This is a genomic window from Thermostichus sp. MS-CIW-36 (assembly GCF_054059035.1).
In genome coordinates this window covers 1-20,138 of sequence record NZ_JBSSBR010000032.1, presented here as the reverse complement: position 1 = coordinate 20,138, position 20,138 = coordinate 1, and the positions used below count along the sequence as shown (strand labels likewise).

Below are 20,138 nucleotides of genomic sequence, written 5' to 3'. Positions count from 1 at the left end.
TTCAGTGCTGGAGCTGTTCGAGATTTCGACCTAAGTCTAAGTCCAGATACCTACCTGAGCTCTTGAGTGAGAGCAAGGTTCTTTGTTGGCCAATACCGGGAAACTTCGCTGCCATCGTGACCCTCTCCGCCAGCATCCCAGATCTGGCAACGACGTATATGGATCCCAATATGGATCCCAAGCCGGAGCGGAGCTGGCCCTGACAGAATTTTTGGGAATCTCTGTGCCCAGAAGCTGGTCATCCCGCCACCGAGCAAGAGCTGGCTCCAGACTACAGACTCCAAAAGGCAGTCTTGTGGCAGGCTGCTTCCCTTGGCAAAAGTTGCTGTATTGGCCAGGAAGTCTTGGCCAAGGGAGTGATGTATGGACACCCTGTGGGGGATCCGTCCTGGCGCAGAGGTTTTGCGGCAGGGGGAAAGGATTGGTCTGCTGGCCGGTGCTGGCTTGACTTCGTGGGGGTGCCTGGGATTGTGAGCCAAGAAAGAAATTCTTAAAAAGCTTTCGCCAGACGCAAAACCGCATTTAGGATTGGCTTCTAGGGTTCGTTAGCGAGTAACCTGCACCCTCGTTTTCAGAATCATCTGCTACCGAACCCGCTGCGTCTTGTCAGCCCAACCGATTTCTTCAGTGCAGGCTGCTTGAACCGTTGGCTTAATGTTCTGCCTTCAACTGCGATGGACTCTTCGATCTCTCAATCCCAACCTTCTTCCCGGCGGGATCCCGTGCCTTCGGGCAAGCTTTCCCGGCGCATGGGGCAAGCCCTACTGGGGTTAGCATTGGCCACTTGGCTGTTAATGGGGTTGGGCAGTGCCACCCGCGTCATGAATGCTGGGCTGTCTTGTCCAGATTGGCCCCTTTGCTACGGGGCAATTGTGCCCAGCCAGCAGATGAACCTGCAAGTCTTTTTGGAATGGTTTCACCGCATGGTGGCTTCTGGGGTAGGCTTGGCTACCTTGGTTCTAATGGGGTTTGCTTGGCTGAAGCGTCAGGCATTGCCTGCGTGGCTGCCCTGGGGTTTGAGTTTGGCTTTTGCCCTGGTCTTGGTGCAAGGGATCCTGGGCGGGCTGACGGTCACGGAGCTGCTGCGCTTTGACATTGTGACAGCCCACTTGGGCACGGGCCTGCTGTTCTTTGCCACTCTGCTTACTCTGGGATTACTGATCTTGACAGGATCCGGTTCCGAGGGCTTCGTCCTGCCGGCACGACTGGGTGAAGGACCGTTTTCCGTCGGCTACTTGCCTTGGCTGGGCTTGGGGGCGGTGCTGCTGGTGTATGTCCAGAGCCTTCTCGGTGCCTTGGTGGCCTCCCAATGGGCGTTGCATCAATGCTTTGCTGCCGGCGAGCTGTGCTGGGTGATGAACAGCCACCTGCTGGGAGTTGCTCCGGCCACCCTTGGGGTGTTGGCAGTAGCGGTGGCCACCGGGCTACGGCGCAAGCGGATCCCCTGGCTCCTCAAGCTTCTGGGTCATGGATCTGTCGGCCTGCTGCTGGTTCAGGTGGGGATCGGCGTTTTGACCTACCGTTACCGGCTGCAGGTGGAGCCTCTGACGGTGGCCCATCAGATGGTGGGGGCAGCTTTGCTGGCCTGTTTGCTGGCTTTTACGGTGCTGGCCTGGCAAATGCGAAGCCGAGGGGAAGAAGGCCGGTGGATGGCCGTAACCGCAGAAATGACCGGTGAGTGAATTTCCATGCAAAATAGCGTTTTAACTGACCGTCTGGCTTCCTACCAGGAGCCAATAGGGGGGATCCCTGCCGAGCAGAGCCAATGTGTTCCGGGGCGCGAACGCCAGGCGCTTGTCCGGGTTTTGCAGAGCTACAGCCAGTTGGTGAAGCCGAAAATCATTGCCCTCTTGCTGATGACCACGGCTGGGGCCATGTGGATGGCTGGCAACACCGACCTGTTCAGGTTTTTCGTCACCCTTTTGGGAGGGGGAATGGCGGCGGCGGCAGCCAATGTCATCAACATGGTGTATGACGCCGATATCGATCGGATGATGGAGCGAACCCGTCATCGCCCCTTGCCTTCCGGTCGAATCCGAGCGCAGGATGCTCTGATTTTTGCCGGGATCCTGGCTTTGACTGCTTTTGGGCTGTTGGCCACGTTCACCAACCTGCTGGCTGCCAGTTTGGCCATGGTGGGGATCCTGGTGTACGTGGGGGTCTACACCCACTGGCTGAAGCGCTCCAGCACGCAGAACATCGTCATCGGTGGAGCGGCAGGAGCCATCCCGCCTTTGGTGGGCTGGGCAGCGACCACAGGTGAGCTGAGTTGGGCTGCCTGGGTGATGTTTGCCATTATCTTTTTGTGGACTCCACCCCACTTCTGGGCTTTGGCCATTCTGAAGCAGGAAGACTACGCTCGCGCGGGGGTGCCGATGCTGCCGGTGGTCGCGGGCGAAAGGATCACTGCCGCGCAGATTTTGCTCTACGCGCTGCTGATGGTTCCGGTCAGCCTGTTGCTGGTTTACCCATTGGGAATGCTGGGATCCTTTTATCTGAGCGTCGCGGCGCTGCTGGGATCCCTCTTGGTTTGGAAGGCGGTGCAGTTGCTGCAGGATCCCTGCGACCGAGATCGGGCGGCCTCGCTCTTCACGTTTGCCAACCTGTATCTGCTGCTGTTGTGCGGGGCCATGGGTCTGGATAGGTGGTCGTTAACCCACATCCTCTGGAGCCAGGCCACTGCGTCCCTCCAAGGGATTTACACCACCCTCATAGCGCTGGCCAGCTGACTTGCGCGAATGGGGGATCCCTGGGTTGATAACCCCCGTTGGCCAGCCGGTTTTTCCTCAAAATTGCGGCCCATTCTCAGAGAGTGACACTCCATACCGTGCAGGGTAGAATGAGCTGATCATTAGCCAAGCAAGACGCATCCGGCCATGACCAATGAGGAGATTGAGACGCGATTTGTCCAGTTGGCCGAAGCTGTGACCAAGGTGGCTGATACAGTTGCCAAGGTTACCGATGCTCAGCTTGCCTTGCAGACTCTTTCAGGGCGTCTCGCTGAGGTTGTCCTGGAGTTAAGGCAGGAAGTGCGAGAATTGCGGCAGCGGCAGGCTGAATCGGATCAACGCTTTGAGGTTCTCCTTCAGGAAATCCGCTTCTTGATCCGCCGTCAGGGAGAGGGGCAACCATGACCGGGTTTGCCGCTATGCCTTGCCTGTTTCCCACGAGGCCACAGATTGCTGGGTCGAAGACATTGGATTGGAACGGAGCGATATCACCATCGGTGTGAATTGTGGGAAAGGCTGGGGATCCCTTGTTTCACTGCTGTTTTTTTGCTCCTGGTTCTTGCTGGCGAACCTTTGGCCTGTCAATTCGCCGGGGCTAACCGTCTTGGTGAGCTTCGCAGGTTCCAGGGTTGAAGAGTCCCAGAACCCTGGCCTGCCGGAAACTCTCCAGGCTTTGGATGCTGTTGGATCATAACCAACTCACAATCAATGGAGCTTAGCGGACTTGAACCGCTGACCCCTTCAATGCCATTGAAGTGCTCTACCAACTGAGCTAAAGCCCCGACTTACTTTGCTTCAGGTCAGAATCCGCTCAAGGATCCAACTTTCTATTCCATTCTACACCTGCAGCCTGTAGAAGCTGCCTTATTGGTAAAAAGTGCTGGGATCCCATACTAGATAAGGGGAGGATCCTTGTCAATAGTTTGGATGGCTCAACCGGGGGGAAGCAACAGTGGGGTTTGCTCGGCCCTCAGCCTTTTGTTGCCCGGCATCCCAGGAAGCCCGCGGGGTGGTAGAACGGAGTCAGTGGCAATTGAGGGGCCTGTGACACAAGAAACTCAGCTTAACCGCATTTTGGCGGCTTCTTTGCTGGTCGTCTGCCTTATCGCGGCCATTGTCGGGGGCACGCGCCCTGCCCCAGAGCCTACCCGAGGCGGGGTTGGCCTAGAGGCTGCACGGGGGGCGGAGCGCATCGAGGTGGTCACCCTGGAAGGAACGATAGGCGGCCCAGGGAGTTCGACTTTGGTAGGCCTGCCCACTTCTCCTGTGGAACAGTTGCGGGAGGCAGCACGGGATCCCTCTGTCAAGGCTGTATTGCTGCGCATCAACAGCCCCGGCGGAGCTGTGGGATCCAGCCAGGAACTCTACCGTGCCGTAACCGCTCTACACGGAGCAGGCAAGCCGGTGATCGCTATCCTAGAAAACATTGCTGCCAGTGGGGGGTACTACGTGGCCAGCGCTGCCGACAAAATCTATGCCAACCCTGGCACCCTGACCGGCAGCATAGGGGTTATCATCAGCGGCCTCAGCTTTGGTAAGTTGCTGGAGAACTACGGCATAGAGCCGCAGACCTTCAAAACCGGCGAGTACAAAGACCTTCTCTCTCCTTTCCGCAGTGCCACTCCTCAAGAGCAGCGCCTTCTGCAAAACTTGGTGGAGGATACCCTCGAGCAGTTCATTCGCGATGTGGCCCAAGGACGCCAGCACTTGCCAGAAAAGGCAGATGAGGTGCTGGAAGCAGAGATGATCGCGCGACGGCAGAGCTTGGATGAAGACCGGGTGCGACAATTGGCCGATGGACGCATCTTCACCGGGGCGCAAGCTGTGGAGGTGGGCTTGGTGGATGCTTTGGGGGGGTACACGGAGGCGGTGGAGGATCTGCGGCGCATGACCGGGGATCCCTCTTTGTCGCCGGCGGGTGAGGGAGAGGGCTTCCAACGAGTCCTGCGACGCCTGTTAAGCCAAGGACTGTCCTCGCAAAGGCAAGCCGCTTGGCTGGGCCGGCTGTTGGAGAGCAACGAGGCTGTTGGGATCCCAGACGTGCCGTTGCTGTGGATGGCGCCGGAGTGGACTTTGCGCTAAACCTAAATCTAATCAGGACGGGTTTTGGGTGTGGGGGGTGAACGGTGAATCGAGAACCGGTCGCGCCGGCGGCGCAGGGCACTTTGAGAGCAGCTGCTCTGGGAGTGCAGGGCAATACTTGGAGAGAGGGATCCCAGAAGGCCAATTCCTTGGCGGAGCTGGATTGGACCATCGACCTGGAGCTGTTGACCAGTCGGGCTTGGGTGGAAATTGACGCAGCCCAGCTGCGAGAAAACCTGCGGCTGTTGCAGAGGCGCCTAGGCTCAAACGTCGAGATCTGGGCGGTGGTGAAGGCCAATGCCTACGGGCATGGGGCGCAGTTGGTGGCTCCCGTGGCTGTTGCGGCTGGTGCCAAGGGACTGTGTGTGGCCACCCTGGCCGAAGGGATCGAGTTGCGGCAAACGGGGCTGCAGGCTCCGGTTCTGGTGTTGGGAGCTTTGAATACCTGGGCAGAACTACAGCAGGCCATGGCAGCCCGGTTGGAGGTCAGCCTCACCTGCACAGACCAAATCCCGCTGATGCGCCAGGTAGCCCGTTGGGCCGGGCGCCCCGTCCCGGTGCATGTCAACGTGGATACGGGTATGACCCGTTTGGGGATCCCCTGGAAGGAAGCTGCAGCCGTGTGGGGGCAGATTTGTCGGATCCCGGAGCTGGAAGGCTGTAGCTTGTTTTCCCATTTGGCGACGGCGGACGAGCCCCATTCTCCAGTCATGGAACAGCAGCACGCCCGCTTTGCCCAGGTGGTGGAACAGATCCGCCAAGCCGGGGATCCCTTGCCAGCGCTGCATCTGGACAACTCAGCCGCCGCTCTGGCCCATCTCCACTACTCCCGTGTGCGCCTGGGACTGGCCCTCTATGGCTTGTCGCCTGCCCCCCACTTGCAACTGCCGGGTCTGCAGCCGATTCTGCGACTCAAGGCGCGGCTGACCCACATCCAAACTGTGCCTGCCCAGACCGGAGTGAGCTATGGACATCGCTACATCACCTCTCGCCCCAGTCGCATTGCCACTCTGGCCATCGGCTATGCGGATGGGATCCCACGGCGGCTTTCCGGCTGGCTGCGAGGATGGGTGCGCGGCGGCCTGATCCAACAGGTGGGCACAATCACGATGGATCAGTGCATGTGGGATGTAACCGAGAGGCCGGATATCCAGGTGGGGGATGTGGTGGAACTGCTGGGCCCGAATCTGGTGAATGTGGGTTTATCCGTGCAGGATTGGGCCGATCAGTTGGGTACTATTCCCTATGAGTTGCTGTGTGGGCTTTCTGCCCGTCTGCCGAGAGTGTTGGTTAACCCTCTGGGGTTTGATGATGGCTGACAGGACAGATCCGATTGCCTCAGCACACCCAAATACATCAAGCCCAGATAGGAGCGGGCCAGAGGCTGTTCGCGTCAGCAGCAGGGGATTTGGCTTGACTTGTCAACAGAGAATAGAGCAGCATCGAAGGTAATCGAGAGCACTCCTGCTCCCTGAAAGACAGGGGCTTGGCGGCGGGTTCGATTCACATCAGGAGGTAGCGATGGCGGAGGAACATAAGCCTCTGAAGGGCCTGGAAAATCAAATGGAACGGGCTGTTCTGGAGATGGTCAACGACATCCTGCTGATGGAGAGTCAGCAGCGCTACTGCTTCTGTGAGAAATTCTGTAACGATGCTGCCGCCCTGGCCTTGAACAACCTCAAACCTCGCTACGCCACCAGTTTTCACGGCTCTCTCCACACTTTGGAAGCCATTCAAGCGGATCAGGAGTTGCAGAGGCTGATCCGATTGGAGGTGGTGAAGGCCATGGAAAAGGTGGCGGCCAATCCCCGTTGCCCGGAGCCTGAATGTCCTTTGCTGCTGCGCGACGCCGAGACGATAGAGTTAGAACTGGCCCCTAGCGACAATTGAAGGAATGGCTCTGATGGAGCTGCGCTCCGCTGGCGCGAACGTTTCCCCTTCGCCGGTGGCCTTTCTTGGCCCTGCTGGAACCTACACAGAGTTGGCAGCTTTGCTGGCCTGCCCTGAGCAGCCTCACCTGCACAGCCAGGGATCCCATCCCTTGGTGCCCTACCCAACGATCAGCGCCTGTTTAGAAGCGGTAGCTGTCGGCCAGCAACAATGGGCGGTGGTGCCGGTGGAAAACTCCGTAGAGGGCGGGGTTTCGATGACCTTGGATGCCCTGTGGCAACTGGAGGGGCTAGGGATCCGACAGGCGCTGATCCTGCCCATTCGCCATGCCCTCATCGGACGTGCCTCCCAGTTGGAGCACATTGAGCAGGTCTATTCCCACCCGCAAGCGTTGGCCCAATGTCAGGCTTGGCTGAGATCCCATCTGCCCCAGGCCACTTTGATCCCAACCCGCTCGACCACCGAAGAATTGGACCGCCTGCAGGAGCAGCCCAACGCCGCCGTCATCGCCTCAGAACGAGCTGCCACCCTCTACCAACTGCCGGTCTTGGCCTGCCCGATCAACGATCACCCCGATAATTGCACCCGCTTTTGGGTCATTGGCCGTGCGCCACTTTCCCGTTTGGGTCAGCAGGATGGAGCCCTGGCCAATCCTGCTTCTCCGGGGGGATCCCATACTTCCTTGGCCTTCAGCCTGCCCCACAATGTGCCGGGAGCACTGCTGAAACCTCTGCAAGTGTTTGCGGAGCGAGGTTTAAACATGTCCCGTATTGAGTCGCGCCCCACCAAAAAATCGGCAGGGACTTATGTCTTTTTTGTCGATCTGGAGAATCCTGTTGGCCAGCCCTATCTGGATGCCGAGGTGATTGCGGCGCTGGAATCAATTGCTGAAACCTTGAAGCTCTTCGGCAGCTACCCTGTGCATGACCTCTGCAAACAAGGTGCTCTATCCCAAACAGCAGGATCCCTGTCCCCTGAGGGGAAAGCGCGTCCAACGTAGACACGCCTTTCAAACCGTTGCATTATCTGGGTTCTAAGGCCCGAAAGTTGGGAGTGACATTAGTTTGAAGAGGGATCCCTGCTGGGGTGCTTGAGATCGGTCAAATCGTTGAGGCGGCGCAGGATCCCCCATCCCTGTAGGGCTTCCAGCAGGGCTTCCCGCACGACGGCTACCGTTTCTTGGTCGAGGGCCAACCGCAGATAATCCACCGCCAGCCGGGTTTGCTCGGGATCCAAGTGAGACATTAAACTCTGCAAGCGGCGAACGCCCGCCAGCCGTCTGAAGGGATCGGGAGAGGCAACGTCGCTGAGATCGCGCTCCAATTGAGAACGTTGCCGCTCTTGTCGGCGGCTGAGCCACTCCCCAAACAGCAGCGACAACAAGGCTAGGGTGGCCAATCCCTGTAAAATGGCGCCGGTGGCCAACCAACGCTGGTTGGATTCCGCCCAGATGGAGACAAGGGTGTAGGTGCCGAAGGTGGCGGCTGCTCCCGAACCAATTGCCAGCAAAAGCGAGCGATCCGCCTGACGAAACCAAGCTCGCCACTCCCGCCAGCGGCGGTTGAACTCAGGGCTGCGCATCCCCTGTAGCCCCAACATCACCAAGGTACCCACCCCCAGAGAGAGCGCCAGCCGCCCATTCCAGAAGGCCAGCCCTGCCAACGCCAAGGCCGACAGAGCCAAAACCCGCCACTGCGGCCCCGATAGGATCCACAGAGCAACTTGGGATCCCGTCTCCACTGCCCCACGCCCCACCCGCTGCAGATATTCTGGCCAGGATCCCTGGCCGGAAGAAGGGCGACCCGATTGATGCTTCACCGATGGCAACTCCCAAAACTCTGTCGCACCTGACCCTTTGCAAGCGGCAAGATAGATCAACGCTCCTTAAATTATGCTCTTATGCTTTATAGAGTCGAGGTAGGCTTTCCACCCTTGGGTTTGCAACTGGTCGTTTTTCTCCTGCACCGCCTGTTTTAGGCTTTCCCGATAGGCGATCACCCGCCGGAGCAGATCGGGATCCCCACTGGCCAGGATCTGCACCGCCAACAGACCCGCGTTGTAGCCGTTGCCAATGGCCACCGTGGCCACCGGGATCCCTTTGGGCATTTGCACAATTGAGTACAGGGAGTCGATCCCCTGCAGGGATGGGCTGAGCACCGGCACCCCGATCACCGGCAGGGGGGTGAGAGAGGCCACCATCCCCGGCAAATGGGCTGCTCCCCCTGCCCCGGCAATGATGACGCGGATCCCTTGGGTATGGGCGCGGCGGGCAAACTCTACCATGGCCTCGGGGGTGCGATGGGCGCTGAGGATCTGCATCTGGTAAGGGATCCCGAATGCTTCGCACACCTGGGCGGCAGGTGCAAGGGTGGGCAAATCGGAATCGCTGCCCATTACGATGGCAACGAGGGGGGAGAGTTCCATATCGCTAAGCGACGCTAACGCGAAAGGCTGCTGGCCCGGCGTAGCCGATCCATCATCGCATAGCCTAACCCCGTCGAGATGGGTGGGGGCTCTGCCAGCAGGAGCGTAGCATCTCCCTCATCCAGGCGGCGCAGGCTGGCAAAGAGGGCGCGGGCGGCTGCCTTGGGATCCGAACCCAAACACTCCAAACTGAAAGTGATCCCCGGCCAATGGCGGGAGAGGGTGTTCAGCAGAGCCTGCGGATCCGTGGCAAAGCTGAGGATGCCCAGGTGGGAATGACCGGTTGTCAGGTGCTGCACCTGTTGCCAATCGCCGGGCTGAAGCTGGGCAAAAGGGGTGGGCAAAAGCCAGAGGGGCTTACTGGGAGCGTAGTGGCTGCTCAGCCGTCCTGGCGCTTCCGGCGGGCCCGTTTTGCCGTCCTCAGAGGCCCGGATGGGCAGTTTCAGGTGAGCTTCTAGGGCTTCCAGCGGGATCCCTCCTGGGCGCAGCAGCGTCGGGATCCCCTCGGGGCTGAGCTTCAGCACGGTGGATTCTAGGCCCACGGCACACTCTCCCCCGTCCAAGATGTAAGGGATCCGCCCTCCCAACTCTGCATAGACGGCCTGGGCTGAGGTGGGGCTGATGCGGCCAAAGCGATTGGCACTGGGGGCAGCCAGAGGGGTTTGCACCGCCTGCAACAAAGCTTGAGCCACCGGGTGAGCAGGCACCCGCAGGGCAACAGTAGGCAACCCGCTGCTCACCAGATCCGGCACGGTGGGACACTTGGGCAGCACCAAAGTCAGGGGCCCCGGCCAGAAGGTGTCGATCAGGGATCCCAGCAGAGCACGGGCGGCGGGAGTAAAAGCCGACACGTCCACCAGCCACCCCTGCAATTGCTCTAGGGTCACCCCAGCCGGCAGATGCAGGATCAGGGGATCGAAGCGGGGGCGCTCCTTGGCGGCAAAAATGTTCGCCACTGCCTGCTCATCCAAGCCATGGCCCGCCAGGCCGTAAACCGTCTCCGTGGGGATGGCCACCAACTGGCCCCGCAGCAAGGCTGCCGCCGCTACGGCAATGTGCTCAGGAGTGGGTGAGAGAATTTCCGTCTGCATCCATGACTCGGATTTGGAGTAAGGGCTAGGGATCCCGTTCTTCAATCCATTTTTGCGCCTGGTAGAGGGCGATGTTGATCTGATCCCCAAACAGCAGCGCCAAGGAAGTGAGCCAAACCCAGAGCAGCAGCACAATAACTGCCCCCACCGCCCCGTAGACTTGGTTGAACTGCCCAAAGTGCTCCACGTAAATCCGCAGCCCCCAAGACACCCCAACCCACAGTAGGCTGGCCACGATGGCTCCCGGCCAAATCGGCATTTGGGGTCGGCGCAAGCTGGGGCCAAATCGATACAGCACCCAGCAGGAGAAGACGACCAACCCCAGCGAAATCGGCCAGGTGAGGATCCCCCACAAGTTCAACCCCAGCTCTCGCAAGGGATCCAACTGAGTCGGCCCGCCAACTTCCTGCGCTAAGAATCCCGCTTTCCTGTACAAGAAGCGCAAAAAGCTGGCACTGAACAAAAAGATCAAGCTGGCCAGTCCGGTCAACCCCAAGGTGGCGAGCATCCAAACCAGCGAGATCAGCTTGCGTCTCCAGAAGGGACGGCGCCTATCTTGAGGGATCTCATGGCTGAGATCCAAAGCTGTCATCACCGCCCCCATGGCTCCAGAAGCAGCCCACAGGGTGCCCAAGAAGCCGAGCGACAACAACCCCCGTTCGCGTCAGCGGTGCGGAGCACTTTTTTGCCCGAAGCGGAGCTCGCGCACATACCGATCCAAAAGCGTCAGGGCCTCTTGGGGAGCAATTTGGCTCAACTGCTCCATCAAGCGCTCGAAGGCTTGCTCAGAGGAGCCGACAAACAGCCCAACCCCGGTCAGGAGCGTGAGGATGAAGGGGAACAGCGCCAACACCGAGCTATAGGCCATTTCAGAGGCCAGGCCAAACAGCCGGTAGCGCATCGCGTTTTCCCAGGCCAACCGCAGGGTTAGCCAGACCAACTCTCGCCGGGAACGCCGTCCTGACGACGCGAACGGGATCCCCAGCGCCCACAGCCGCTCAACCAGTCGCTCCAGCAGCCTCATGGTTCAGCACTTCAGCCCACCGGGGTAGGTACTGGGAAAAATCTTGCTTTTTGACAAACCGAAAAGGCCCGGATAGGGATCCCCAGATCACTTGATCGGTCTCCGGATCCCGACCTTGATCCAAGCTGTGAAAGTAGTCGGCTCCGATCTCAAACTCGCTGTACAAATAGGTGGTTCTGCCTTTGCGTTCAACAATACAGCCTTTGCCGGGTAGGCTGCGGCCCCGATAGCAGGATCCCGTCCATTCTACCTGGGTGATACAGCCGGGCAAGAGTTCCAGCTCCGCTGCTGTCAGACCGGCCAATTTCCCCTTCGCGTAAGCGTTGCATAGCAACAACTCTCGACCGGCGCACCTGTAGGAGTTAGGAGCCGTCAAAGCATAGTTTTGAATCCGGATCCCATCTGGAGTATCGAAGAGGTGGATCACCCGCTGCCGGTAGGGCTGCTCAGGATAAATGTCGTACAGTTGCTCCACGTAAAACCCCACCCCCTGGAACACCGACCAAGGCAAGGGACATTGGTACACATGAATGTTGGCAAACCAGACGGGCTCTGCGAGCGCCTGCTGCAGGTTGTTGAAGTGCCCTGCCATCCAGGTGGCCAGTTGGGCCAGTTGGGGGGAAACAGACATAGGTTCAGATAGATTCAATAGAGATTGAGAAGATTCTGTTTGAGCACTCCTGATCCTGCAGACTTTGCCCAATTGTCGAGGACTCCGTCGCGATGGCGCGCTCCATGACCCACTTTACAAAATTACCCAAGCTGCTGTTCTCGGGCTCAGTGGGCCATCCAAAGCGGAGTAGCCGGCGTTTTTTGCAGGGGAGCGGTCGACACCCCAAGAAAGCTTGTATCCTAGAAGGTACAACGCACAGACAGCGGTGAGTTGGGCGGGTTTCCAGGTTTCCCAATGTTGATTTGGATCCCATGAGTGCGCTTCTCTCCCCGGCAACCGATTTGCTGGACGAGTTGCGGCAGCTTTTCCCCTTTGAGCTGGACGACTTTCAGATCCGAGCCATTCAGGTTCTGGCTGCTGGGGAATCGGTGGTGGTTTGTGCTCCCACGGGATCCGGCAAGACCCTGATTGGAGAATATGCGATCTATCGAGCCTTATCCCAGGGCAAGCGGGTTTTCTATACAACGCCCCTAAAGGCCCTCTCCAACCAAAAGTTCCGGGATTTTGGCCAGCAATTTGGCCCGGAACGGGTTGGCCTGCTCACCGGCGACATTTCCATCAACCGGGATGCACCGGTCTTGGTGATGACCACCGAGATCTTCCGCAACATGCTCTACGGCACACCGATATCCTTGGCAGTGCAAAGGTATGCCTACGGCGAACGCGATGACGGCACAGAATTCTCAGAGGGCGAGGTGGATCCCTTGCGGGATGTGCAGGCGGTGATCTTGGACGAATGCCATTACATGAACGACCAGCAGCGGGGCACCGTCTGGGAAGAAGCGATCATCTACTGCCCCCCCACGATCCAGCTCATTGCCCTTTCTGCCACCTTGGCCAACAGCGACCAGCTCACCGATTGGATGAACCAGGTGCATGGCCCCACCCATCTGATCGACTCCAACCACCGCCCGGTGCCGCTGCAATTTCACTTTGCCAATCGCAAAGGGCTGTTCCCCCTGCTGGAGCAAACCGAGTCGGGGCAGTGGGTTCGCAACCGCCGCTTGAAAAGCAAACGGCCCAACTCCCACGAGCCCTCCTGGGCAGGAGTGCCGGACATAGCGCAGGTGTTGGAAAACTTGCGCCAGCGGGACATGCTGCCGGCCATCTATTTCATCTTCAGTCGCAAAGGCTGTGATATGGCCGTGGCCAGCGTAAGGGATCTGGACCTGATAGCCAGCGAGGAAGAGCGGCAGCAGTTGGCTGAGCAGATCGACCGCTTTTGTCGAGAAACGCCCGAAGCTGTCCGCCGAGATCAGTTGGATGCCCTTTACCGGGGCATTGCCGCTCACCATGCCGGTATGTTGCCTGCCTGGAAGGGGCTGGTGGAGCATCTGTTTCAGCAGGGATTGGTGAAGCTGGTCTTCGCCACCGAGACTTTGGCCGCCGGGATCAACATGCCTGCCCGCACAACTGTCATCTCCTCCCTTTCTAAGCGCACCGACACGGGCCACCGCCTCTTGACCGCTTCTGAGTTTATGCAAATGTCGGGCCGAGCCGGACGGCGGGGCAAGGACATCATCGGCCATGTGGTGACGGTGCAATCCCCATTTGAGGGGGCCCAAGAAGCTGCACGGCTGGCCACCTCTGGAGCGGATCCCTTGGTGAGCCAGTTTACCCCCACCTATGGCATGGTGCTGAACCTGCTGCAAAAGCACTCTTTGGAAGCAGCACGGGATCTGATCAACCGCAGCTTTGGACAATATTTGCTCTCGTTGCAAAAGTTGCCCGAACAACAGGAGATCCTGCACACGCGCGCCGAGCTGGAGGAGATCGACCGTCTCTTGGGAGGCATTGCCGACGAAGATATCGCCCGCTATGAGAAGATGCAGGCGCAACGGCGGGAAGAACGACGCATTTTGCGCTACTTGCTCAAACAACGGGAAGCTGAGCCGGATCCCACCTTGCGGCTGTTGGCCTTTCCCCACATTCATGCCCAAGAGGAAAAAATCCGTGCCCTAGAAGCTCAAATCCGAGAGAACCCCGCTCACCAAGGGGGGAAAAAATTGCTGGGTTTGCGAGAAAAACGACAGCGCTTGCTCAAGCGCCTCGAGCACCTGGAGCGGCAGAGCGATTCCGTGCAGGAGTTGCGCTGGCAGCAATTTATGGCCTTGGTGGGGGTGTTGCAGGATTTCAACTGTCTGCAAGAGTATCAACCTACCGATAGCGGAGAGGTGGTGGCCGCGCTGCGGGGGGATAACGAGCTCTGGCTGGCGCTGGCTCTGCTCTCGGGTGAGTGTCAGGGCTGTGCTCCCCATCATTTGGCCGGAGTTGTGGCTGCCTTGGTCTCAGAGGCTCCCCGTTCAGGTACCTACAGCCGGCTGCGCACCTCGGGGCTGGTGGAGGATGTGCTGCACGGATTGCGGGGTTTACGGCGGCAGCTGTTCCGCAGCCAACGGCAACACCAGGTGTTTCATGTGCCGATCGGGTTTGAGCCCAGCTTGGCTGGGATCGTCGAACATTGGGCGCAAGGGATCCCTTGGGAGACCCTGGAAGCCAGCACCAACCTAGATGCCGGAGACCTGGTGCGCCTGATCCGCCGCACGCTGGATTTGCTTTCTCAGATCCCTTATGTTCCCCATCTGCCGGCGGAGTTACGGGAAAATGCCCGTCAAGCCCAAAAAATGCTGGATCGCTTCCCGGTGAGCGAGTTGATCTAGCGAGCTCAGACCGTTTGCTGTTCAGTGAGGTTGCAGCTCTATGATGCCCGCCGGTGAACCCACCCTCAGGGATGTGTTGAGTGTTATTGAAGAGATCCGGCAAGATGTGGAAGAGATCCGGCAAGATGTGGAAGAGATCCGACAGGATGTGGAAGGACTCCGGCAGGATGTCTCCAGAACCAACGAGCGGCTAGAAGCCCTGGCAGTCGATCAAGCAAAGCGCTGGGCCGAGCAGGAAAGACGTTGGGCTGAGCAGGAGAGACGTTGGGCCGAGCAGGGGATAGAAAACCGGGTGATCCTAGAACGAATTGACACCTATCAAAAGGCTAGTGCCCAAGTGGTTAACCTGGCTTTTGCCTTGATTGGAGCTGCCACCGTAGCTCTTGTCGGCATCGTCCTACGGTTGGCCGTTAGTCTATAGTCAGCTGGTTCGGCAAAAACTTCGGCAGGCAGGATGGCCTTGCTTCTCTATTCGGCAACTGGTACGGCTTGTCCTTGAATTTGGCATTCCGAATGGCCATCTCTAACAGGGCCATGTCCCACCCCGTCTGTTATATCCCCTATTGTGTCCCACTTTAGCCTGGATTACAGTGGGTTTCCCCGGTCTATCGTGGACACTAAAAAGCCCAGAAGCCTTGCTGGGTAAGAGCTTTCTGGACTTCAGTGGACGTTATCGGATTACGGAGAGAGTGGGATTCGGTTGCGCCAGCGGGCCGGATGGCCTTACCCACGGTGAGTTGCTCTCACAAACAAGTTCCAGCGGAGAGAGTGGGATTCGAACCCACGGTGAGTTGCCCCACACAGCATTTCCAGTGCTGCGCCTTCGACCACTCGGCCATCTCTCCAGATTGAGAATAGGGGCGACTTTCCAGGAGGGCTAAAAAGTCAGCCTTGTGATCCTAGCAAAGGATGGAAGCTATTAACGGGATCCTTTAGGCTCCCCAGGCCGAAACATTTGCAGCAGCACTTCCCAGCGGGAGCATCGCCAGTAGTCAATATGGGATCCGATTAACCCCGACTCGTTGATCTGTATTTCTGTCCAGCCAGGGATGCACAGGCGGGGACGCCAAGGCAAAGCCAAAGAACCGCTTAGGATCCACTCGGTGCGGATCTGGTTGCCGGTTTGCCGAATATCCTGCAGTTCGAGACGGATATCCTGTAGCCAACGCCCTATCCCCTCGATCATGCGGCGATAGCGATCCAAGCCGCGAAACTCGTTGAGGGGATCCCGGAAGTAAACCTGGGGATCGTAAATCGAATAAGTTTGATTTTTGGGAAAGCGAGCATAATCTGCCCGCAAGATGGTCACCAGATCAGGCGGGGCTTGGGAAGGAAGGCTCATGTCTTGGCCACGACAGAAAGAGACACCGTTTCCCCAGGGGCGGGGCAACACAACTGGATGGATTGGGACGTGGCGGCATTCAAGGCTGCCAGCTTTTCTCGAAACTCCTGCAGGCTGCCCAAGGGGCGGATCTGGGCGGCAAACCACCCGTGGTAGTCCACCTCTCCCATCGCCGTAGGGATCACCTGCTGGGGGCGTAGGGCTGCCACCACCTCCAGGGCCCGCTCTGGCCCCATGATCACCTCTCCCAAGAGGGGAAAGATCTGCCCCACCACCGGGATCAGCAGAGTATGAATGGGGCACAATTCCTGCTGCAATCGCAGCCGGATATCCGGTTGGGAAAGATGAGGCTCGTAGTAAAGCCGTGTCTGAGAGGGCACCTCTTCCAGCAGATAGCCCAGCTCACGGACAGGCCCTAGGGGCGCACCGGGAATGGCTGTGACCCGCAGATCCCCCCAGCGAACAGACTGCCAGGGATCCAGAGCTTGAACCGTTGCAAATCCTAGACTCTTCACGACTCTGGCCGCAGCCGGCGAGGCCAAAACGGGGATCCGCTTATCCAGGCGCTGCAACGTTGGTGGGTGGCAGTGATCCGGCTGGGCTTGGCTGAGGAGGATCCCGTCGATTTTGGGCAAGGTCTCCGGCGTAAAAGGGAGCGGCTGGCGGTGCTCCAGGCGGATGAACCAGGGGATCCCCAGAAACACCAGGGGATCCACCAGCCACGGATCCAATAGGAAGGTTTGCTCCCGGGTGTGGATGAGCCAACTGTTGAGGTCGATGCGGGTCAGTTGCATGAGTTTGAAGTGAGGTTATTGCCCGGTAATGGAGAGATCGGCAACCCAAATGCGGGGACACAGCCCACCGGGTGTGACTTGCGGCTCGGGCTCGACGTAGAAAATCGACTTCAACAGCTCCAGGAAGTCTCCGGCCACCGTGGCCGCTTCGATGCTGATGCGTTCTCCTTGGCGCACCCACCACCCCTGAAACGGCAGCGAGAAGGATCCCTGTAGGGGCTTAACGCCGGCATGAAGCGCTTGCAGCTCATCGATCCAAACCACATTTTCAGCCGTAGCCAAGTCATAGGTGCTCTCCGGCGGTGCCCCGGCAAACACATGGTAGTAGTGGGCGGCAACTGTGACCTTGGCGCCGATGTTGGCATGGCCAGTGGGCTTGGCTCCTAGGCGCTTAGCCGTACCGGCGCTGTGCAAAAAGTGGGTCAAGACCCCATTGGTGATGAGAGGGACACGGCGGGTGGGGGTGCCTTCTCCATCAAAGCTGATCGCTCCCACATTGGTCGGGTGTAGGGCATCGTCACACACCGACAGAAGAGGTGAGGCAATGGTCTTGCCCAGGGATTCTGGGGTGGACAGGCTTTGGTTGTCCAAAATGTTTCGGGCATTGAACACATTGGAGAAGGCGCCCAACAAACTCAAAAAGGCTTCTCCTGAAAAGACCACTGTGTATTTTCCAGAAGGGATCCGCTCGTACTCCAGATGGCTAATCAGTTTCTCAGCAGCTTCCTGCACACAACCCTGGATATCCAACTCATCCAGGCTGCGAGCCACTCGCATGGCTCCGGCGCTGCGGGGTTTGCGACCTTCTTGCTCTGCCTTGCTGTAGAGAAAAACCGAAGCGAGGGTATGCTCCTCTTGTCGTAGGGCTTGGTGGCTGTTGAGGTAGAAGCGGTTGATTTGCCGCTGCGCTAGGCCGTTGTAGGGCACCCCCTGAATGGCGGGATGGGATCCCAGCAGTGCCTTTTCAGCAGCCACCAACTGTTCCAACAAGTCGCCAGCCAAAGCCAACGGCCCTTTGTCGTTACAAGGCTGAGCAATAGGCAGAGTGGCTTCCGGGCTGAATTGAGGGGCATGTTCCCGCACGCCAAAATGGCTGGCTTCAAAGGCCGTTTGCAGGGCCAGTTCCAGCCCCGCCTCATCCACATCGGTGGTGGAAGTTACTCCCACCTGCCCTTGGTCGTTCCAGGCCCGCACCGTCACGCTGCAGCGGTGGGAAGCCTTGACCTGGCGAGGTTCTCCATGATCTACCTGCACGCTGGTTTCATCCACTTGAGCCCCGTAGAGATCAAACTGAGGGATCCCCAGCCGCCGGGCACAGCTTTGTGCCTGTTCTGCCAACACCTCGACTTGCACCATTGCCACTCCCCAAGTTCCTGTTGCCATCCAGCGCCTCTAGTAAACTACCCGCACTCATGCTGACGCAGAGCGCTCCGCACCGCTAAAGCGAAAGAGTGCAGGCTTTCGGTAGCCCTGTAGTTGGCAAGCCAACCACGGACCTCTAGGCTGGTTTACAGCAGCCCCAAGTTTGGCAATCATGTTGGCCCCATTCCAGTCCGCATCCCCTTCCCATCCACAGTGCCCACACTTAAACTGCTTCCCACTGCGATTTTGCTACGCAACGCTGACGCGACAGGATTGCGCAGGGTCGGGATGGATGTGCAAACACTTGTGACAGGTCTGCGAGGTATAAGCAGGCGGAACAAGGATCAGAGAAACCCCTGCAACTCTCGCCTTGTATTCCAGAAACTGCCTCAGTTGGTAGAACGCCCAACTGTTGGCCCTGCGCCGCTCGGCTTTGCTGCGGGGTTGTTGGTTGATACGCTCCCGTATCCCTGTCAAGTCCTCTAAAGCAATAGCGCTATTTGTGGCCTTTGCCCTAGAGACAATAGCTTTAGAGATGCGATGATTGACCCACGTTTTTGCTACGCAACGCTGACGCGACTGAAAGCGTCTCTCCTTACCAGACAGCCGTTGCAACAGTTCTCTGCATCTGCGCCGCGAACTGCGTGTGCCCTTACTGGCTTTGCGTTGGAGTACCGCCCTCAACCGGGAGTAGTGGTCTCGGACTCTGTTCAACTGCTGTCCATTCCAGTTGTCCCCCTCTGACGTATGGGCAATATCTGTCCTTCCCAAGTCCACGCCTACCACCTGAGCGGTGTTCTGCTGTTCCGGTAACTTTGCTTCCACGCAAATCTGGATGGAGTAGGAACCGTCTTTGCGCTTGACCAGAGTGGCCGATTTGGGATTGGAGCCTGCCAACTGTTCTCTCTGGTAATGACCAATCGCCAGCTCAAAGCGCTCTCGACCCTCCACCGTGGTGAGCGACACCGTCCAGTCTTTCTCGCGAAACGAAAAGATACGAGCGTCATAGGTAGCGAAGCCACCCTTGAACGCTTTGACCGGGCGGTTTTTCTGTTGTGCTACCTTGCGAGCAGACGCTACCCGTCTGCATATCTGTTGAGCCAAATTACTGGACAAGCCGAAACGGGCACGGATTTCGTAGTAGCACAGGGATTGGAGTTTCAGTGGGTTGACGACTTTCTTGGGTGTGTTTTGGTTGACCCAGTTCAAGGCTTGGCCGAAAGCATCCAATGTCTCGTCCAATTTGGCGGCTTGCGACTGGGACACCTTGAGCTTGCAAGAAACGGTCAGGACTTGGGTCATAGCCTTATTGCATTTTACTCACATTCCTCCCGACCCTTGCCCTGTGGGCAGAGAGCGGGGCTCCTGCGGTTTCTAGCTGACGGGCCAGCCAGGCGGCCAACTCTTCCGAGCTGCTGAAGTCCAACAGAGCTTCCCCCAGCGCCTCCAGTTGTGACGTTGACAAAGCCCAAATCTTATTCTCAAGGCCGGGTCAAGGGATCCCAACTTCCGCCTGAGCAGCCGCAAAACCAGCGTTGCTTCCCCGTGTTGCAATCCCTGTTGTAATCCTTGTTGCAATCCTTGTTGTAGCCCTTGTTGCAGGCCCAGTTGTAGTCCTTCTCTGCGTCCTTCTTTGCGCCCTTCTTCCAGCCCCTCTCGCAGAGCTTCTGCCCGCCACTCTTGGTAGATCACCGATTCCCTCATATCCAAAGACCTCATGGTTTGTCGAATCAAACCCCGATCCAATGCTAGCCCCGCCAAGACGGCTGTTGCGGCTGCCAATTCCCTTCTCTCACTGGGGTCTGCCAAGCTCTCTAGCTCACTGACCACCTCTCGCAAGGTTTCTGCTGGATCTTCCACCTGGCTTAGAACCCGAAACGGTAGCAGGGCTTGCCGATCCGCTCCGGCCCTCAAATCGCATTCCCACAGGCGGACAACATCAAACTCATGGCTCAGCCTCTCTAGACGAAAAGAGCATGACTCTAGTCAATGATACGCTGGACTATACTGAAAATAATGTACAGTATGTTCAGTATGGCTGCTTGGCATGGCTAGGTATGTAAAACC

General features: G+C 58.4%; 16 protein-coding genes, 2 tRNA genes and 3 pseudogenes. 9 read left to right on the top strand and 12 right to left on the bottom strand.

What is annotated here, in order from left to right; genetic code table 11:
* The first annotated feature begins 749 nt into the window (after positions 1-749).
* From ACVWVQ_RS12055 to ACVWVQ_RS12045, 3 genes are all read left to right on the top strand, one after another.
* Entirely contained in the window at positions 750-1,682 is a 933-nt protein-coding gene (locus ACVWVQ_RS12055) for a COX15/CtaA family protein (protein WP_457508693.1), read from the top strand.
* 54 nt (positions 1,683-1,736) lie between these two features.
* The gene (locus ACVWVQ_RS12050) at positions 1,737-2,729 is read left to right on the top strand and encodes a heme o synthase (protein WP_457508691.1); all 993 of its coding nucleotides are present in this window, start codon (positions 1,737-1,739) and stop codon (positions 2,727-2,729) included.
* Positions 2,730-2,876: 147 nt separating this feature from the next.
* A complete protein-coding gene (locus tag ACVWVQ_RS12045) occupies positions 2,877-3,134 on the top strand; it encodes a hypothetical protein (protein WP_457508676.1) in 258 nt (85 codons plus the stop codon).
* Positions 3,135-3,438: 304 nt separating this feature from the next.
* On the opposite strand, the gene ACVWVQ_RS12040 is transcribed toward ACVWVQ_RS12045, so the two are convergent.
* Positions 3,439-3,511, bottom strand: a tRNA-Ala gene (locus ACVWVQ_RS12040).
* 262 nt (positions 3,512-3,773) lie between these two features.
* On the opposite strand from ACVWVQ_RS12040, the gene sppA reads away from it, so the two are divergent.
* From sppA to pheA, 4 genes are all read left to right on the top strand, one after another.
* Complete coding sequence (gene sppA / locus ACVWVQ_RS12035; RefSeq protein ID WP_457508674.1) at positions 3,774-4,811, top strand: signal peptide peptidase SppA; 1,038 nt, start codon at positions 3,774-3,776, stop codon at positions 4,809-4,811.
* 44 nt (positions 4,812-4,855) lie between these two features.
* The gene (gene alr / locus ACVWVQ_RS12030) at positions 4,856-6,130 is read left to right on the top strand and encodes an alanine racemase (RefSeq protein WP_457508672.1); all 1,275 of its coding nucleotides are present in this window, start codon (positions 4,856-4,858) and stop codon (positions 6,128-6,130) included.
* A gap of 202 nt (positions 6,131-6,332) precedes the next feature.
* Complete coding sequence (locus tag ACVWVQ_RS12025; protein WP_414358139.1) at positions 6,333-6,701, top strand: late competence development ComFB family protein; 369 nt, start codon at positions 6,333-6,335, stop codon at positions 6,699-6,701.
* A gap of 13 nt (positions 6,702-6,714) precedes the next feature.
* Positions 6,715-7,701, top strand: a complete 987-nt coding sequence (gene pheA / locus ACVWVQ_RS12020) for a prephenate dehydratase (RefSeq protein ID WP_414408890.1) — start codon at positions 6,715-6,717, stop codon at positions 7,699-7,701.
* 59 nt (positions 7,702-7,760) lie between these two features.
* Here the strand turns inward: pheA and ACVWVQ_RS12015 are convergent, their stop codons facing one another.
* The 5 genes and pseudogenes from ACVWVQ_RS12015 to ACVWVQ_RS11995 all read right to left on the bottom strand — a co-directional run bounded on the left by ACVWVQ_RS12015 (position 7,761) and on the right by ACVWVQ_RS11995 (position 11,871).
* A complete protein-coding gene (locus tag ACVWVQ_RS12015; protein ID WP_457508669.1) occupies positions 7,761-8,519 on the bottom strand; it encodes a hypothetical protein in 759 nt (252 codons plus the stop codon).
* A gap of 66 nt (positions 8,520-8,585) precedes the next feature.
* On the bottom strand, positions 8,586-9,125 hold the full coding sequence (gene purE / locus ACVWVQ_RS12010; RefSeq protein ID WP_457508667.1) for a 5-(carboxyamino)imidazole ribonucleotide mutase: 540 nt from the start codon (positions 9,123-9,125) through the stop codon (positions 8,586-8,588).
* Positions 9,126-9,139: 14 nt separating this feature from the next.
* Positions 9,140-10,216, bottom strand: coding sequence for an L-threonylcarbamoyladenylate synthase (locus ACVWVQ_RS12005; protein ID WP_457508665.1), 1,077 nt, complete (start codon positions 10,214-10,216; stop codon positions 9,140-9,142).
* A 25-nt stretch (positions 10,217-10,241) separates the two neighbouring features.
* A pseudogene (locus ACVWVQ_RS12000) lies at positions 10,242-11,117 on the bottom strand (YihY/virulence factor BrkB family protein).
* 97 nt (positions 11,118-11,214) lie between these two features.
* Positions 11,215-11,871 (bottom strand): CpcT/CpeT family chromophore lyase, encoded by a 657-nt coding sequence (locus ACVWVQ_RS11995; protein WP_457508663.1) that lies wholly within the window; start codon positions 11,869-11,871, stop codon positions 11,215-11,217.
* Between the two features lie 293 nt (positions 11,872-12,164).
* Between ACVWVQ_RS11995 and ACVWVQ_RS11990 the strand changes: the two genes are divergently transcribed.
* Together ACVWVQ_RS11990 and ACVWVQ_RS11985 are read left to right on the top strand one after the other, a co-directional pair.
* Positions 12,165-14,573 carry a DEAD/DEAH box helicase gene (locus ACVWVQ_RS11990; protein ID WP_457508661.1) on the top strand — a complete coding sequence of 803 codons (2,409 nt, stop codon included), beginning with the start codon at positions 12,165-12,167 and terminating at the stop codon, positions 14,571-14,573.
* A gap of 40 nt (positions 14,574-14,613) precedes the next feature.
* Positions 14,614-14,994, top strand: coding sequence for a hypothetical protein (locus ACVWVQ_RS11985; protein WP_457508659.1), 381 nt, complete (start codon positions 14,614-14,616; stop codon positions 14,992-14,994).
* Positions 14,995-15,333: 339 nt separating this feature from the next.
* Here ACVWVQ_RS11985 and ACVWVQ_RS11980 read toward each other — a convergent pair.
* The 6 genes and pseudogenes from ACVWVQ_RS11980 to ACVWVQ_RS11955 all read right to left on the bottom strand — a co-directional run bounded on the left by ACVWVQ_RS11980 (position 15,334) and on the right by ACVWVQ_RS11955 (position 19,775).
* A tRNA-Ser gene (locus ACVWVQ_RS11980) sits at positions 15,334-15,418 on the bottom strand.
* A gap of 74 nt (positions 15,419-15,492) precedes the next feature.
* The gene (locus tag ACVWVQ_RS11975; protein WP_457508657.1) at positions 15,493-15,915 is read right to left on the bottom strand and encodes a DUF2358 domain-containing protein; all 423 of its coding nucleotides are present in this window, start codon (positions 15,913-15,915) and stop codon (positions 15,493-15,495) included.
* Positions 15,912-16,709: an MBL fold metallo-hydrolase gene (locus ACVWVQ_RS11970; RefSeq protein ID WP_457508655.1), complete on the bottom strand. Its 798-nt coding sequence runs from the start codon at positions 16,707-16,709 to the stop codon at positions 15,912-15,914. Before ACVWVQ_RS11970 ends, ACVWVQ_RS11975 begins: the two co-directional genes overlap by 4 nt.
* A 15-nt stretch (positions 16,710-16,724) precedes the next feature.
* Positions 16,725-18,065, bottom strand: coding sequence for a TldD/PmbA family protein (locus ACVWVQ_RS11965; RefSeq protein ID WP_457508653.1), 1,341 nt, complete (start codon positions 18,063-18,065; stop codon positions 16,725-16,727).
* Positions 18,066-18,119: 54 nt separating this feature from the next.
* Positions 18,120-19,373 (bottom strand): annotated as a pseudogene (locus ACVWVQ_RS11960) (RNA-guided endonuclease InsQ/TnpB family protein).
* Positions 19,374-19,377: 4 nt separating this feature from the next.
* Positions 19,378-19,775 (bottom strand): annotated as a pseudogene (locus tag ACVWVQ_RS11955) (DUF4351 domain-containing protein).
* Between the last annotated feature and the right edge of the window lie 363 nt (positions 19,776-20,138).

Bases quoted from the DNA above. Each gene is read 5' to 3' on its own strand.
- ACVWVQ_RS12025 (WP_414358139.1), top strand. From the start codon at position 6,333: ATGGCGGAGGAACATAAGCCTCTGAAGGGCCTGGAAAATCAAATGGAA.
- ACVWVQ_RS11970 (WP_457508655.1), bottom strand. From the start codon at position 16,709: ATGCAACTGACCCGCATCGACCTCAACAGTTGGCTCATCCACACCCGG.
- ACVWVQ_RS11975 (WP_457508657.1), bottom strand. From the start codon at position 15,915: ATGAGCCTTCCTTCCCAAGCCCCGCCTGATCTGGTGACCATCTTGCGG.
- ACVWVQ_RS11985 (WP_457508659.1), top strand. From the start codon at position 14,614: ATGATGCCCGCCGGTGAACCCACCCTCAGGGATGTGTTGAGTGTTATT.
- pheA (WP_414408890.1), top strand. From the start codon at position 6,715: ATGGAGCTGCGCTCCGCTGGCGCGAACGTTTCCCCTTCGCCGGTGGCC.
- ACVWVQ_RS11965 (WP_457508653.1), bottom strand. From the start codon at position 18,065: ATGGTGCAAGTCGAGGTGTTGGCAGAACAGGCACAAAGCTGTGCCCGG.
- ACVWVQ_RS11990 (WP_457508661.1), top strand. From the start codon at position 12,165: ATGAGTGCGCTTCTCTCCCCGGCAACCGATTTGCTGGACGAGTTGCGG.
- purE (WP_457508667.1), bottom strand. From the start codon at position 9,125: ATGGAACTCTCCCCCCTCGTTGCCATCGTAATGGGCAGCGATTCCGAT.
- ACVWVQ_RS12055 (WP_457508693.1), top strand. From the start codon at position 750: ATGGGGCAAGCCCTACTGGGGTTAGCATTGGCCACTTGGCTGTTAATG.
- ACVWVQ_RS12005 (WP_457508665.1), bottom strand. From the start codon at position 10,216: ATGCAGACGGAAATTCTCTCACCCACTCCTGAGCACATTGCCGTAGCG.
- ACVWVQ_RS12045 (WP_457508676.1), top strand. From the start codon at position 2,877: ATGACCAATGAGGAGATTGAGACGCGATTTGTCCAGTTGGCCGAAGCT.
- ACVWVQ_RS11995 (WP_457508663.1), bottom strand. From the start codon at position 11,871: ATGTCTGTTTCCCCCCAACTGGCCCAACTGGCCACCTGGATGGCAGGG.